Source organism: Thermus caldifontis, from assembly GCF_003336745.1.
GTDB classification, from domain to species: domain Bacteria; phylum Deinococcota; class Deinococci; order Deinococcales; family Thermaceae; genus Thermus; species Thermus caldifontis.
Map to the genome: position 1 here is coordinate 179,619 of NZ_QGMX01000004.1, position 13,649 is coordinate 193,267.

The window sequence follows — 13,649 nt, forward strand, 5'->3', positions numbered from 1 at the left end:
AGGGCCTACCCCCCTTTTCGGATCAGGATCTTCACCTGCCCCGGGCCCAGGTCCTTGAGAAGGTAGGCGTGCCCCTCCTCCTCGAGGCGGGCCAGGAGGTGCACGGGACGGCGCACGTGGTGGACCAGGAGCTTCTCCCCGGGCTTCAGTTTGGCAAGGGCCTCCAGGATCCGCATCATGGGCAAGGGAGGCTCTAAATTTTCCTCAATGTAAACCTCGGCCTGGTAGCTTTCCCAGTCCACCTCACTAAGGGCAGGGCTGGAAGGGACACCGCCCCCTTTCCCCGCCCCCTGGCGGTAAAAGTGCACCCGGTAGTGCCTCTCCCCAAGCCGCTCGCACCAGGCCAAAAAGCCCTGCTTCCCCAGGACCTTGTAAAGGGGAATCGGCTCAAAGAGCACCTCCAGAACCAGCTTCTCCCCCGGCTTCACCTCCTGGGCCGCCGCCATGATGGCCTGGAAGGGTTCCCCTCCCTTCTCCAGAATGGGCCGCACGTCCAGGTGGAAACCTAGGGGAGCGGAAAGCCAAGAGGGAGGGGGTGTACCCAGGAGGCTTTCCCCTTCCCTGGCCACCGGCACCGCCGGCCCGGCCTCCACCCCCAAGGCCCGGTTGAGGCGAGCCACCAGTTCCTCCGGCTCTAGCCCCCCGATCCTGGCCGCCTGGGCCACGGTGACCAAGTTGGGCATAGTCCTGCGCAAGAGGGGGTTTTTGAGCTTCTGGAAGGCGGGACTCGCCTCCACCAGGACCTCGAGGAGGTGGGGCCAGCGCCTTAAGACCTCGGCCACCTTCATCTCGGGCCGGACTACCTCTTGCCGATCCTCACCCGCCATACCTCCGGTCCCTCCTCCAGGTACGCCCAGTCCACCTGCCCCGGCCTTTCCGCCATGAGCTGGTAGTAAAGGGGCTTAGGGTCGTGGTCGTTGACCAGGACAAAGCTCTCTCCGGCCTTCAGGTTGTCAAACAAAGCGAAAATCCGGGGATGCCGCTCCCGGGGAGGTAGGTTACGCACATCCAGCTCCATGCTTTAAGCCTCGCCTGCCTCTCCCTTCCCCGCCATGACCTGGGTCAAGGGAAGACCCGGGCAAGGATGCCCTTGCCCGGGAGCTTTCTCTAGCCGATCCTCGCTCTGGCTTGCTCTCCGACCACCCCGAGGTAGACCTTCCGGCAAAGCCTTATCGGGGCCCCCACCCTGGCCCTGCCAGGGTGGGGTGGCATCAGCAGGGCTTCTCCGCCCCCTTGCGGGCGTAGTAGTACCAGTTCAGGAAGAGGTTCAAGGCGTAGAAGACCATGAGGCCATAGAAGAAGGCGGTAAACCCTCCGGTGGCCTTCTGGGTGTAACCAGCAAGGGTAGAGAAGATGAAAGGCCCATAGGCAGCGATGGCCGCCGTCCAGCCGATAACCCCCCCCGCCTGCCTGGGCGGGAAGATCATGGGCATCTGCTTGAAGGTGCTGGCGTTCCCCACCCCGCTGAAGAAGAAGACCAGGAGCATGGAAAGGACAAAGAGGGGGAACTGCTCCAGGGAGGTGGGCCGGGTGAAGAGGGTGACCAGAAGGGCGGCAAAGAAGATCCCGATGGCGGAAACCTGGGTGACGATGGCCCCGCCGTAACGGTCCGAGATGGGCCCGGCGATGACGCGGGCTAAAGAGCCCACCAAGGGGCCTAAGAAGGCATACTTCAAGGGGTCTGGAGCCCCGTCAAACTTCCCGTAGACCTCCCGGATCAAAAGGGGAAAGATGGCGGAAAACCCGGAGAAGGAGCCGAAGGTCATGATGTAGAGGCTGGTCATGATCCAGGTGTGTTTGTCCCGGAAGATGTCCAACTGCTCGCGGAAGTTGGCCCGCACCGGGACGCTCCTTAAGTACACCCAGGCCAGCCAAGACCCCACGAGGACGAAGGGCACCCAGAGGAAGGTGGCGTTCTGGAGCCAGATGGGCTGGGAAACCCCGGGCTTCGGGGTAAAGGTTTGGGGCCCCCCCAGGAGGGAGCCGAAAAGGGCGAAGCCGATGACCCAGGGGGTCACGAACTGGACCACGGAAACCCCGAAGTTGCCGATCCCCGCCTGCAACCCCAGGGCCGTCCCCTGGAGGCGCTTGGGGAAGAAGTAGCTGGTGGAGGGCATGAAGCCGGAAAAGTTCCCCCCACCGATCCCCGCCAAAAAGGCCAAGAGGAGAAGGATCCAGTAGGGGGTGTGGGTGTTTTGCACGGCAAAGCTCCAGCCCAGCAAGGGTATGAGCAAAAGCAAGGTGGAAAGAGTCACCAGGTGCCGGGTGCCCAAGATGGGGGGCAAAAAGGTCCAGATGATGCGCAAGGTGCCTCCCGCCAGTCCCGGCATAGCGGTGAGCCAGAAAAGCTGGAGGGTGGAAAGCTCAAACCCCACCTTGGGAAGCCGGACCACCAGGGCGCTCACCACGAACCAGGTGATGAAGGCCAGGGTGAGGTTAAAGGTGGTGATCCAGAGGGTGCGCCAGGCCAAGGCGGGATCCCAGCGCTTGGGGTCCTCGGGGTTCCATTCGGGGATCCAGGTGCCCTTGTAAGCCTTTATCATGGGCGGTCTCCTTTCAGTTCAAACTCGTTTTTCAGGTGCTTGGCCTCCTGCTGCAGGAGTTGCACCACGGTGATGTGCATCCACAGGAAGCTGATGGCCGTGAGCAGGAAAAGCACGAAGAAGGTCATCTGGGGCAGGCCCGTCCAGGCCTGGGCGTAGGCGAAAAGGGGCGGCAGGAAGAAACCCCCCAAGGCCCCCAGCATCCCCACCAGGCCCCCCACCGCCCCCACGTCCTTGGGGAAGTAGGTGGGGATGTGCTTGTAGACCGCCGCCTTGCCCACCCCCATGCCCACGCCGATCAGGAACACAAGGGCGGTGAAGAGCCAAACGTTCATGGTGAACTGCATGACCTCCTTTGTTCCTTGCTTGGTGTAAAGAACGATATGCCCCTCGGGCATCATGAGGATTCCTGAGGCCAGTCCGATGATGCCAAAGGTCCAGTACATGACCCGCCGGGCCCCAAAGCGGTCGGAAAGGTAGCCCCCAAGGGGCCTTAAGAGGCTTGCGGGGAAGATGAAAAGGGCGGTGAGAAGAGCCGCCTCATGGAGGGGCAGGCCGAAGACATCCACGTAGTACTTGGGAAGCCAGGCGCTTAGGGCCACATAGGCCCCGAAGACCACCACGTAGTAGAGGCTGAAGCGCCAGACCCTCACGTACCTAAGTGGCCTTAACATCTCCAGGAAAGGCCTTCCCTGGCCCGGGCGCTTATCCTGCCTGGGGGTGCCGAACCACATGAGAAAGCCCATGAGCACCAAAAGCACCGCATAGAGGAAGGGAACGAAGCGCCAGCCCCCAGGGATCAAGCCTCCCAGGTAGCCCGCTGGCGGGATGCTGGCGATGAGGGCCGGCCCGATGAACTTGGTGACGCTGGCCCCCACGTTGCCTGCGCCAAAGACCCCCAGGGCAAAGCCCTGCTGCTCCTTTGGGAACCAAGCGGAGTTCCAGGCGATGCCCACGCTGAAGGAATTGCCGGCAAAGCCCACCAAGAAAGCGTAAAGAAGGAGTTCCTGATAGCTTCCCGCCCGGGAGACCAGATAGGCGGGAATGGCGGTGAAGAAGAGCATGAGGGTGAAGACCAGCCGCCCCCCGTACCGGTCGGTGAGGATCCCGGCGAAAAGCCGCCACAGAGAGCCATTCAAGATGGCCACCGCCGAGAGCCAGGAAAGCTCTACGTCCGTGAGGCCAAACTCCTTGCGGATGGGGACCCCCAGCACCCCGAACATCAGCCACACCGCAAACATCACTGTGAAGCCGATGGTGGAGAGCCAAAGAACCCGGAGACGGTCAGGACGTTCTTTTTCCAGCTGAATGGGATCGTGAACCATGGTTCACCTCGCCAGCTTGCGCACCCAGATGACGATCTGCCAGGGCCTCAAGACGTAGCCCAAGGGCACCGTGATGATGTGGACCAGCCGGGAGAAGGGGAAGACTGCCAGGAAGACCCAGAAGTTGAAAACGTGGAGCTGGGTCCAGAAGGGCAGGTCGGCGATGAGTTCCGGCCGGGGTTTTAGGGTGAGGACGGACCAGAGGTACGGGGTCATGACCGCGGGGAACCAGTAGCTCCCGTAGCGGTAAAAGAGGGCGGTGAGGACCCCGGAAAGGGCAGACACGAGGATTACCACCAAGACCAGGTAATCCATGGAGGTGGAAGCCGCCCGCACCCGGGCCACGGAAAGCCTGCGGGTAAGAAGCACCCAGGTCCCCACCAAGGCCCAAAGCCCTAGGCCAAGCCCGGTGATCTCCAAGAGGTAAAGCCTTATGGGCACAGCGTTCCAAAGAAGAAGCCCCTTGGGAATCAAAAGCGCCAGCAAATGGCCAAGGAGCACCAGGATCAGCCCCCAGTGCATGGCGATGGAGCCATAGAAGAGGCGCTTTTGCTCCAGAAGCTGGCTGGACTGGGCGGAAACGGAAAAGGGCCTATAGACCATGCGGTAGGCGGTGACCACCACCGCCAAGGTGAGGGCGATGTAGGGGAAGATGCCAAAAAGAAGCGCATTCCAGTTCATCCTTCACCTCCTCGCCAAATCCCCCTGCAAAGCCTCCTGGACCCCCTCGAGGACCAGGAGATAAGGGTTCTTGGCGTCCAGGGTCTTGAGGGTTTTGTGCATCTCATTGAGGGCCTTGGGCAGGATTTCCAAGAGCTCAGGAAGGGGATGTTCGCACCGGGCCAGGTAGCGGAGGACGTTGGCCAGGTGGTCGGGAAGCTCGCTTCCTGGGTCCAGGTTGATCTCCCGATAGGCCCGCACCAAAGCCGCCAAAAGCTCTCCCCGCTGGTAGCTTTCCCCGTAAACGGCAAAGCCCACATAAGGGGCGGTGGTGGGGGTGAGGTCCAGGGTGCGGGTGTAGAGCTCCTCCCACTCCCCTAAGGAAAGCTCCTCTACCTGGCGCAGGAAACGCTCCAGTTTCTGCTTGGCCGGGCCCCTGGGGCAGGCGATCCAGCGCCGCCAAAGTTCCTCCATGCGGCCCGGCATGGGGTAGTCCAAGGCAAGGGCCAGGGTTTCCAAAAGGGTGGCGTTGCCCATGGTTTCCTCCTACTCGCCCCGCACGGGCGGCTGGATGTAGCCGAAGCCCGTCTCCCCCTTGTGGGCCAGGGGGTCCTTCCACACCTCCGCCGCCATCTCCCGGTGGTAGGGGGGCAGGACGAAACGCTCCTCCAGGGTGGGAAGGGTGGTGAGGCGGTAGATGGCCTCGGCCTCCTCGAGGGTGAGCCCCGCCTCCCGCAAGACCTTCTGGGCCCTCTCCGTCACACCGCCTTCCAGGCTTTCCTGCCGCTTCAGGATGCGCACCGCCAGCATCTTCTTAAGGGCGGGCACGATGAGGCTTTCGTTGCCGGCGGTGAAGAGGTTGGCCAGGTACTTCACCGGCATCCTGGCCTTTTCCAGGCTTTTGTAGACCTCAAAGTCCAGGTCGGTTTCCGGAAGGTCCAGCCGCACCAGCCCGTCCCTCCCCTGGCTCGCCCTCAGGGCCTTCTCCAGGGTGGACACCACCGGGGAAAGGGGCGGGACGTAGAACATCATGGCCAAGGTGCGGTACTCAGGGTGCAAGGGGAAGGCGAGCCGCCAGACCTTCACGAACTTGTAGATGGGGGAGTTCTGGGCCGCCTTGATCCAGCCCTCGTCAATGCCCTCGGCCTTGGCGGCGGCGATGACCTCGGGGTCAAAGGGGTCCAGGATGATCCCAAGCTGGGACTCCACCAGCCGGTCGTCGGGCACCATGGCCGCCTCGGGGATGCGGTCGGCATCGTAGAGGAGCACCCCCATGTAGCGGATCCGCCCCACGCAGGAATGGGCGCAGGCCGGGGCCTGGCCGGTTTCCAAGCGGGGGAAACAGAGGATGCACTTCTCGCTTTTGCCGGTGGCCCAGTTGTAGTAGACCTTCTTGTAGGGGCAGGCGGCCACGCACATCCGCCAGGCCTTGCACTTGTTCTCGTTGACCAATACCACCCCGTCCTCCGCCCGCTTATAGATGGCCCCGGTAGGGCAGGCGGCCACGCAAGCGGGGTTCAGGCAGTGGTTGCAGATGCGGGGCAGGTACTGGAAGACCACCCCCTCGATCTCGGAAAGCTGGGCGCGCACCTCGGGGTCCAAACCCTTCAGGTTGGGGTCGTTTTGGGCGTAGAGGGGGCTTCCCCCTAGGTCATCGTCCCAGTTGGGACCGGAGGCGGGGGTCATCACCTCCCCGGTGATCATGGAAACGGGAACCGCCGTGGGCTGGTCCTCCCCTTCTGGGCTGGTGAAGAGGTCGCTATAGCGGAAGGTGTAGGGGTCGTAGTAGTCGTCTATGGAGGGCAAGGCGGGGTTGAAGAAGAGGCGGAAAAGCCCCTGGGTGCGGGAGTGCAAGCGAAGGTCCAGGTGGCCGTCCTTATACTCCCAGCCCCCCTGGAAGCGGTCCTGGTCCTCCCAGCCCGTGGGATAGCCGGCACCAGGCCGGGTTTCCACGTTGTTCCACCACATGTACTCCGCGCCCTTGCGGTCGGTCCAGAGGTTCTTGCAGGCGATGGAGCAGGTGTGGCAGCCGATGCACTTGTCCAAGTGGAAGAGCATGGACATGTGGGTTCTAACCTTCATGGCGTTCCTCCTTTACCACTCCGGGGGCCGCTCCAGCTTGCGTACGAAGACCCAGGTGTCCCGGTTCACCCCCACCGGACCCCAGTAGTTGAAGGCGTAGGTGAACTGGGCGTAGCCGCCGGACATCAGCACGGGCTTGAGGCGGGCCCGGGTGATGGAGTTGTTCATGCCAGCCCGCTTGCCCCTTAGGGGGCTTTTGGGAATACCCACCGTGCGCTCGGTGGCGTGGTAGACAAAGACCGTCCCCCTAGGGATGCGGGCGGAGACGATGGCCCTTTGCACGAAGACCCCGTTGTCGTTAAAGAGTTCCACCCAATCGTTGTCCCGTATACCCAGCTCCGCGGCATCCTTGTCGTTGAGCCAGACGGGGTACCCGCCCCGGGAAAGGGTCATCATCCGGTGGTTTTCCGAGTAGGTGGAGTGGATGGACCATTTCCCATGGGGGGTGATGTAGTTGAGGAGCTTGCCCTGGGCCTCCTTGGCGCTCTTTTCCGTCTCCTGGAGCATGTGGACATCCGGCCGGGGCTTGTAGGTGGGGAGGTGCTCGCCGAAGGCCAGGTAGTTGGGGTGGTCCAGGTAGAAGTGCTGCCTGCCGGTAAGCGTCCGCCAGGGGACGAGGCGCTCCACGTTTAGGGTGTAGGGGCTATAGGCCCGGCCCTGGTTGATGACGGCGCTCCAGGTGGGGGTGGTGAGCTGGCGGCGGGGCTGGGCCACGAGGTCCTTAAAGGAGATGCGCACGTGGCGGCTGCCCTCGGCCAGCTCGGTGAGCCTGACCCCGGTCTTCTTCTCCTCGTCCAGGAAGGCCCGGTAGGCCAGCTCCCCGTTGGAAACGGGGTCCAGGAGGAGGATGGCCTCGGCCACCTGGCGAGCCTCCTCGAGGCTCGGCCGCTTCTCCCCCTGGAACACCCTGGGTTGGCGTTCCGCCAACTCCTTGTAGAAGTCCTCCACCGGGATGGTAAGCCCGTGCATTCCCACCCCCACCTTCTCCACCACCGGCCCCAGGGTGACCATCTTCTCGTAAAGCTGGGTGTAGTCCCGCTCCACCACCCGGAACTTGGGCATGGTCTTGCCAGGGATGGGTTCCACTTCCCCTTTCTTCCAGTCCCGGTCCTCGGCCTGGGCCAGCTCGTCCGGGGTGTCGTGCTGCAGGGGGATCATGACCAGGTCCTTCACCGGGGTGGGCAGGTGGAGGCGGGCCAGTTCGGAAACCTTTTTGGCGATGGCCTTAAAGATCTCCCAGTCCGGCTTGGATTCCCAGGCGGGGGGCACCGCCGCCTGCAGGGGGTTGATGAAGGTGTGGAGGTCGGTGGTATTGAGGTCGTCCTTCTCGTACCAGGTGGCGGCGGGGAGGACGATATCGGAGTAGAGGGCGCTGGTATCCATGCGGAAGTTGAGGTCCACCACCAGGTCCAGCTTCCCCTCGGGGGCCGGCTTGCGGTAAACCACTTCCTGTACCTGCCCCTCCGCCTTCTCCTCGGCGATGGTATTGGTGTGGGTGCCCAGGTAGTGCTTGAGGAAGTACTCGTGCCCCTTGGCGCTGGTGCCGATGGCGTTCCCCCGCCAGATGAACCAGACCCTGGGCCAGTTCTCAGGCGCGTCGGGGTCCTCCACCGCGAACCTCAGCTCCCCCCGCTTAAGGGCTTCCACCACGTACTGGACGATCTCCGCCTCGGTCTTGGCTCCCCTGGCCTCCGCCTCCTTGACCACCTCCAAGGGGCTCTTGTTGAACTGGGGAAAGAAGGGGAGCCATCCTTTGCGCACCGCCCGCACCTGGTGGTCTACGGTGTGGTCCGTTAGACCCGCCGCCGTCTTGTCGTAGGCGGAAAAGCCCCGCTCGTAGCGCCACTGGTCCGAGTGGACGTAGTGGAAGCTGGGGGTGTTCTGCTGCCTGGGCGGATAGCCCCAGTCGGTGGCGAAGGCGATGGGACCCCAGGAGGCCTGGTTGGCCAGCTTCTCCTGGCCCACGTAATGGGCCAAGCCCCCGCCGTTCACCCCCACGCTCCCCGTGAGCATGAGGGCCACGATCCCCGCTCGGTAGAGGAGGTTGTTGTGGTACCAGTGGTTGACGCCCGCCCCGATGATGATGAGGTTTTTCCCCTTGGTCTTGAGGCCGTTTTCCGCCCAGGAGCGGGCGTACTTGAGGAGGGTATCCCGGTGGATCCCGGTCCACTTCTCCTGCCAGGCGGGGGTGTAGGGAAGGTCCTCCTCGTAGCCCTTGGGGTAATCCCCAGGCAGGCCCCGTCCCACCCCGAACTGGGCCATGAGGAGGTCAAAGACCGTGGCCACCGCCACCCTTTCCCCCTCCTTGGTCACCACGTACTTGACGGGCACGCCCCGCTTCAGTTTCCGGTCAGAGGAGAAGTCGTCGAACTCCAGAAGGAGGACCTCGTCCTCCGCCCCCAGGAGGCTTAAGCGGGGGTTTAAGGGCTCGCCGGTTTTGGGATCCTCTAGCTTCAGGTTCCACTTGCCCTTCTCCTTCTGCCAGCGGAAGCCGATGGTGCCCCCAGGCATCCTGGGGCCCTTCTCCTCATCCCACAGGAGGAGCTTGAAGTCGCCGTTTTCCTCCTCGGCGTAGTCCACGAGGCGGTTGGCCCGCAGGTAACGCCCAGGGCGGCCATCCCGAATCTCAATCAGAAGGGGGGCATCGGTGTAGCGCTTCAGGTAGTCCAGGAAGTAGGGCACCTCCCGCTCCGCGTAGTACTCCTTGAGGAGGACGTGGTTCACCGCCATCCAGAAGGCTCCATCCTGACCTGGGTTAATGGGAATCCACCAGTCAGCGTACTTGGCAACCTGGGAAAAGTCGGGGCTAAAGACGGTGAGCTTGGCACCCGCATGCCGCACCTCGGAGATGAAATGGGTGTCGGGGGTGCGGGTCATGTTGAGGTTGGAGCCCATCACCGCGATGAAACGGGCGTTGTACCAGTCGGCGGACTCGTGGACGTCGGTCTGCTCTCCCCAGATCTCGGGCGAGGCGTTGGGCAGGTCGCAGTACCAGTCGTAGAAGCTTAAGGGTACCCCGCCCAAAAGGGAGAGGAAGCGGCTTCCCGCGGCATAGGAGATCTGGCTCATGGCGGGTATGGGGGAGAAGCCGATGACCCTATCGGGGCCGTGGCGCTTCACCGTGGAGACCACCGCGGCGGCGATGATCTCCAGCACTTCATCCCAGCTGGCCCGCCTGAAGCCTCCTTTACCCCGGGCCTTCTGGTAGCGCTTGCGTTTGTGGGGGTCGTTCTGGATGGCCTCCCAGGCGGCCACGGGGTCGGGGTGCTGCTTCTTGGCCTCCCGCCAGAGGTCCAGAAGGGCTCCCTTGGCGTAGGGGTACTTCACCCGGATGGGGCTATAGAGGTACCAGCTGAAGCTGATGCCCCGCTGGCAGCCCCGGGGCTCGTAGGGGGGAAGGCCCGCCTCGAGGCTCGGGTAATCCGTGGCCTGAAGCTCCCAGGTGACCACGCCGTCCTTGACGAAGACCTCCCAGGAACAAGAACCCGTGCAGTTCACCCCGTGGGTGGTGCGCACCCTCTTGTCGTGTTGGAAGCGGTTGCGGTAGAACTCCTCCCACTTCCTTTCCGCTGGGCTTTCAATCTCCTTGATCCAGTCCCTCATGTCTACCTCCTAAGCTGGCTTTGAATGCGTTCCGAGAGGCTCTTGGGGCGAAGCTGCCAAAGGATGGCCTGGTAAAGGAGAAGGATGGCCAGGAGGACCAGGCCGGCCACCAAGAAACGGCCCAGGTATAGGGAAGAGGGCCTTGGCACCTCCTGGGAAACCTGAACCAGGAAAGCAGCCAGAGCCGCCGCCTCGGCCTCGGTGAGGGGCCTCCCCTTGTAGGCTTCCCGCATTACGGGGAAAGCGGGGTTTTGCAAGAGCGCCGCAAGCCCTGCCTCGCCCCCTAGGCGTTTGGCGGCATCCGTGAGGTCCTTCCCCATGGACCCCCCGCCAAGGAAACCCACTCCTGCCACCGTGTGGCAGGCCTGGCAGGGAGCCCCACCGTTCTGCAAGGCCTTCTGGCCCAGGTACAGGGCCCGGCCCAAAGCAGGATCCCCTGGGACCTGGGGTGCGGGCGCTTGGGCCTCGGCTTGGGTGCCCGACAGACCCTTTAGATACTGGGCGATGGCCCGGGCCTCGGCCTCGGATACCTGGGGCAGGGGAGGCATGATCCCGTTGTAGGTCACCCCGTTCACCTCCAGGGGGCCGGAAAGCCCTTGACGCACCACCTTCACCACATAGGCCTCGTCCTCCACCTTGGGGTTCCCCGCCAAAGGGGGGATAGCCCCGGGGATACCCTGCCCTTCCGACCCATGGCAGGAAGCGCAGTACTGGCCATAAGGGGCCTTCCCCTCCTGGGCTAGGGCCAGGGAAAGCCCGAGGAGCAAGGCCAGGGGAAAGAACCAAGTGCCCTTCATCCTCACCTCCAAGCCCCACGATGGCAGGGGGGCCTTGCGCCCGCTGGCAGGGATCGGGACATATGTCCTACCCGAAGGGGGTTTGCGGGCTTTAAACTGGAAAGGAAGTGAAGCCCTTGGCCCGGCTCAAACTAGACCCCCAGGGAGTGGCCACGGTCCTCGAGGCCGACCCCTCCTTGGGCCTTAAGGGAAGCGGCCTCCCCTGCGCCCTCCTGGTCCGGGGGCAGGATCCCTTTGGCCGCCCCCTTTGCCCCCGCTGTCCGGTGCAACGGGAGCTTAGGCGGGGAGCCTATCGGGCCAGCACCCCCCTCCTCTTCCAAGGCAGGCGCCTCCGCTGCCAGGGATACCGGGAAGGAGGAGGCTTTTTAGTGGAGCTCTATCCCGAGCGGGCCGAACCCCCCGACCTCCTTTTAGAACTTTCCCGCCTGACCCACCACCTCCTGCAAAGCCCCGAGCGGTTTCCCGAAGCCCTGGAGGACTTCCTAAGGGCCCTACGCCTGGCCTTACGCATGGAGGCTGCCGAGCTCTTCCTGATAGACCCCGAGGGGCACCACCTGATCCTTACCGCCTATGAGGGCCTCCACCGCGAGGCTTTTCTGGAAAGACCCTGGTTCCAGATGGGGGAAGGCTATCCCGGCATTGTAGCCTTGAAGCGTGAACCCCTCTTTACCCACTCCTTGCATAACGACCCCCGGTATCTGCGCCAAAAGGTCAAGCAGCTGGGTTACCAAACCTATATCTGCTACCCCCTGGAGCTTCCCCAAGGGCTCATCGGGGTCCTGAACCTGGCCTCCCGTGATCCGAACCTGGACCACCAGGATCCCCTGGAAACCCTCTCCCGCATCGGCCCCCTCTTCGCCAGCACCCTTTACACCCTCCTTACCCGGCTGGGAGAGGTGGGCTTACAGGCCATCCACCAACACCTTTACCGGGGTGAGATTTCCGAGGCGCGCCTTACCCTGCTCAAGGAGCTTCAGGACCTGAGCCAAGCCACCGGGATTCGCCTGGTGGCTCGGAGCGGGGAAAGGTGGGAAAGGGGCCTTGTTCCCCCTTGCGAGATGCGAAACTGCCCAGCCTGGCGGGGGGAGGTGGTGGGTTACAAAAACGGGCTTCCCGACTGCCCCGAAGCCCAGGGGCGCCCCAGGACCTGCCTGCCCCTTTGGGCCCGGGGAGAGGTGGTGGCCATGGTTACCCTGTTCCATGCCCGCCCCCCCAGGCCCGCCACCCGCCCGGCAGCCCCTACCCTGTGGCTCTCCAGGCTGGCTGTTCCCTTTCTCTTTCCTTCCCCACACCAGGAAAAGGCTGATTCCCCAGAGTTGGAGGTCTACGCCCTGGGGCAGTTCCGCCTACGGTACCGGGGGAAAGAGCTGGGCCCCAAAAGCTTCGGGCGAAGCGGAGCCTTCCAGCTTTTCAAGTACCTCCTGGCCAACAAGGACCGGGTCCTTTACGTGGAGGAGCTTTGCGAAACCCTCTGGCCCGACCTCCCGCCGGACAGGGCACGGCAGGAGCTGTACACCTTGGTTTACCACCTCCGCAAAACCCTGCCTGGCATCGTGGAACGGGAAGGAGAGTATTACCGGCTCAAGCTTCCCGAAAACCGCTTCCTTGACTTTGAGCGATTTGAGGAGTTGATGCGCAAGGCCGATCTCGAGGAAGGTCTTTCTGCCTTTAAAACCCTCCGGCAGGCCCTGGAGCTCTACAAGGGCCCCCTTTTCGGGGACGACCCTTACGGGGAGTGGGCGGAGGCAGAAAGAAACTACTTACAGGACCGGGCCCTCTCCGGCCTCCTGCGCCTGGGGGAGCTGGCCGAGGCTCTCGGTTACAGGGAGGTGGCCAAGGAAGCCTACGCCCGCGCTTTAAAGCTAGAACCTTATCTGGAAGAAGCACAAAAACGCTTGAGCTTCTTGAAGGGGTAAGGGATGGACCTCAGGCTGGTTCCCCTATTCCGAGACCTGGCCCTCGAGGACCTGGAGGCCTTGGAAGGTGAAGCCCGGGCCAGGCGGCTCAAACGGGGCGAGGTGCTCTTCCTCGAGGGGGAGCCCGTGCGCTCCCTCTTCGTGGTGGAGAAAGGCCTCATCAAGGTGTACAAGCTGGACCCCGAGGGGCGCAAGCAGGTGGTGCTTCACCTGGAAGGCCCCGGCCGAGTCCTGGCCGAGGTGGCCCTCTTCCTGGACCGCCCCACCTACCCCGCCAGCGCCGAGGCCCTGGAGGATAGCCAGGTCTTGGCCATCCCCAAGGAGCGCTTCTTCCAGCTGGTGGAAGCCCGCCCCCCCTTGGCCCGGGCCCTGATCCGCTACCTGGCCCGCCGCCAAGGGCAGCTTCTCCACCTCTTGGACCGCCTGGTCTTTCACGAGGTGCGGGAGAGGCTTTGTGAGTTCCTTTTGCAGAAGTTGGCGGAGGAAGGCCAAGGCTTCCACCTCCCCACCAATCCGGAGCTCGCAGCCCTTTTGGGCACCGTGCCCGAGGCGGTTTCCCGAAACCTGGGCCAGCTGTACCGCCAGGGCCTGATCCGGCTAAAAGGGCGGCAGGTGGAGATTCCCCACCCTCAGGCTCTGATGGAGCTGATTAGGTGAAAGTCCTTCGTTTGCTACTTGACACCACTAGCAGACATGAGAGATAAGGGGGGTGCCATGCGCAAC

At 63.4% G+C, this 13,649-nt stretch carries 11 protein-coding genes; 2 read left to right on the top strand and 9 right to left on the bottom strand.

Translation table 11 applies throughout. From position 1 onward, the window contains the following. Positions 1-5 precede the first annotated feature (5 nt). From DK874_RS07740 to DK874_RS07780, 9 genes are all read right to left on the bottom strand, one after another. Positions 6-827 (bottom strand): DUF2249 domain-containing protein, encoded by an 822-nt coding sequence (locus DK874_RS07740; protein ID WP_114313441.1) that lies wholly within the window; start codon positions 825-827, stop codon positions 6-8. Further along, positions 800-1,018, bottom strand: a complete 219-nt coding sequence (locus DK874_RS07745) for a DUF2249 domain-containing protein (protein WP_114313442.1) — start codon at positions 1,016-1,018, stop codon at positions 800-802. Before DK874_RS07745 ends, DK874_RS07740 begins: the two co-directional genes overlap by 28 nt. A gap of 193 nt (positions 1,019-1,211) precedes the next feature. Beyond that, positions 1,212-2,543 (bottom strand): MFS transporter, encoded by a 1,332-nt coding sequence (locus tag DK874_RS07750; protein ID WP_114313443.1) that lies wholly within the window; start codon positions 2,541-2,543, stop codon positions 1,212-1,214. Continuing rightward, positions 2,540-3,868 (bottom strand): MFS transporter, encoded by a 1,329-nt coding sequence (locus tag DK874_RS07755; protein ID WP_114313444.1) that lies wholly within the window; start codon positions 3,866-3,868, stop codon positions 2,540-2,542. The genes DK874_RS07750 and DK874_RS07755 overlap by 4 nt, the downstream gene beginning before the upstream one ends. A 3-nt stretch (positions 3,869-3,871) precedes the next feature. Beyond that, the gene (gene narI, locus DK874_RS07760) at positions 3,872-4,549 is read right to left on the bottom strand and encodes a respiratory nitrate reductase subunit gamma (RefSeq protein WP_114313445.1); all 678 of its coding nucleotides are present in this window, start codon (positions 4,547-4,549) and stop codon (positions 3,872-3,874) included. A 3-nt stretch (positions 4,550-4,552) separates the two neighbouring features. Further along, the gene (locus DK874_RS07765) at positions 4,553-5,065 is read right to left on the bottom strand and encodes a nitrate reductase molybdenum cofactor assembly chaperone (RefSeq protein WP_114313446.1); all 513 of its coding nucleotides are present in this window, start codon (positions 5,063-5,065) and stop codon (positions 4,553-4,555) included. A 9-nt stretch (positions 5,066-5,074) separates the two neighbouring features. After that, positions 5,075-6,610: a nitrate reductase subunit beta gene (gene narH / locus DK874_RS07770; protein WP_114313447.1), complete on the bottom strand. Its 1,536-nt coding sequence runs from the start codon at positions 6,608-6,610 to the stop codon at positions 5,075-5,077. Between the two features lie 12 nt (positions 6,611-6,622). Next, positions 6,623-10,213, bottom strand: a complete 3,591-nt coding sequence (locus DK874_RS07775; RefSeq protein ID WP_114313448.1) for a nitrate reductase subunit alpha — start codon at positions 10,211-10,213, stop codon at positions 6,623-6,625. A 2-nt stretch (positions 10,214-10,215) separates the two neighbouring features. Next, positions 10,216-11,010 (bottom strand): c-type cytochrome, encoded by a 795-nt coding sequence (locus DK874_RS07780; protein WP_114313449.1) that lies wholly within the window; start codon positions 11,008-11,010, stop codon positions 10,216-10,218. Between the two features lie 107 nt (positions 11,011-11,117). On the opposite strand from DK874_RS07780, the gene DK874_RS07785 reads away from it, so the two are divergent. Further along, positions 11,118-12,926, top strand: coding sequence for an AfsR/SARP family transcriptional regulator (locus DK874_RS07785; RefSeq protein ID WP_114313450.1), 1,809 nt, complete (start codon positions 11,118-11,120; stop codon positions 12,924-12,926). Positions 12,927-12,929: 3 nt separating this feature from the next. Further along, positions 12,930-13,583, top strand: a complete 654-nt coding sequence (locus DK874_RS07790) for a Crp/Fnr family transcriptional regulator (RefSeq protein WP_114313451.1) — start codon at positions 12,930-12,932, stop codon at positions 13,581-13,583. Positions 13,584-13,649: the final 66 nt, after the last annotated feature.

Bases quoted from the DNA above. Each gene is read 5' to 3' on its own strand.
- DK874_RS07740 (WP_114313441.1), bottom strand. From the start codon at position 827: ATGGCGGGTGAGGATCGGCAAGAGGTAGTCCGGCCCGAGATGAAGGTG.
- DK874_RS07745 (WP_114313442.1), bottom strand. From the start codon at position 1,018: ATGGAGCTGGATGTGCGTAACCTACCTCCCCGGGAGCGGCATCCCCGG.
- DK874_RS07750 (WP_114313443.1), bottom strand. From the start codon at position 2,543: ATGATAAAGGCTTACAAGGGCACCTGGATCCCCGAATGGAACCCCGAG.
- DK874_RS07755 (WP_114313444.1), bottom strand. From the start codon at position 3,868: ATGGTTCACGATCCCATTCAGCTGGAAAAAGAACGTCCTGACCGTCTC.
- narI (WP_114313445.1), bottom strand. From the start codon at position 4,549: ATGAACTGGAATGCGCTTCTTTTTGGCATCTTCCCCTACATCGCCCTC.
- DK874_RS07765 (WP_114313446.1), bottom strand. From the start codon at position 5,065: ATGGGCAACGCCACCCTTTTGGAAACCCTGGCCCTTGCCTTGGACTAC.
- narH (WP_114313447.1), bottom strand. From the start codon at position 6,610: ATGAAGGTTAGAACCCACATGTCCATGCTCTTCCACTTGGACAAGTGC.
- DK874_RS07775 (WP_114313448.1), bottom strand. From the start codon at position 10,213: ATGAGGGACTGGATCAAGGAGATTGAAAGCCCAGCGGAAAGGAAGTGG.
- DK874_RS07780 (WP_114313449.1), bottom strand. From the start codon at position 11,010: ATGAAGGGCACTTGGTTCTTTCCCCTGGCCTTGCTCCTCGGGCTTTCC.
- DK874_RS07790 (WP_114313451.1), top strand. From the start codon at position 12,930: ATGGACCTCAGGCTGGTTCCCCTATTCCGAGACCTGGCCCTCGAGGAC.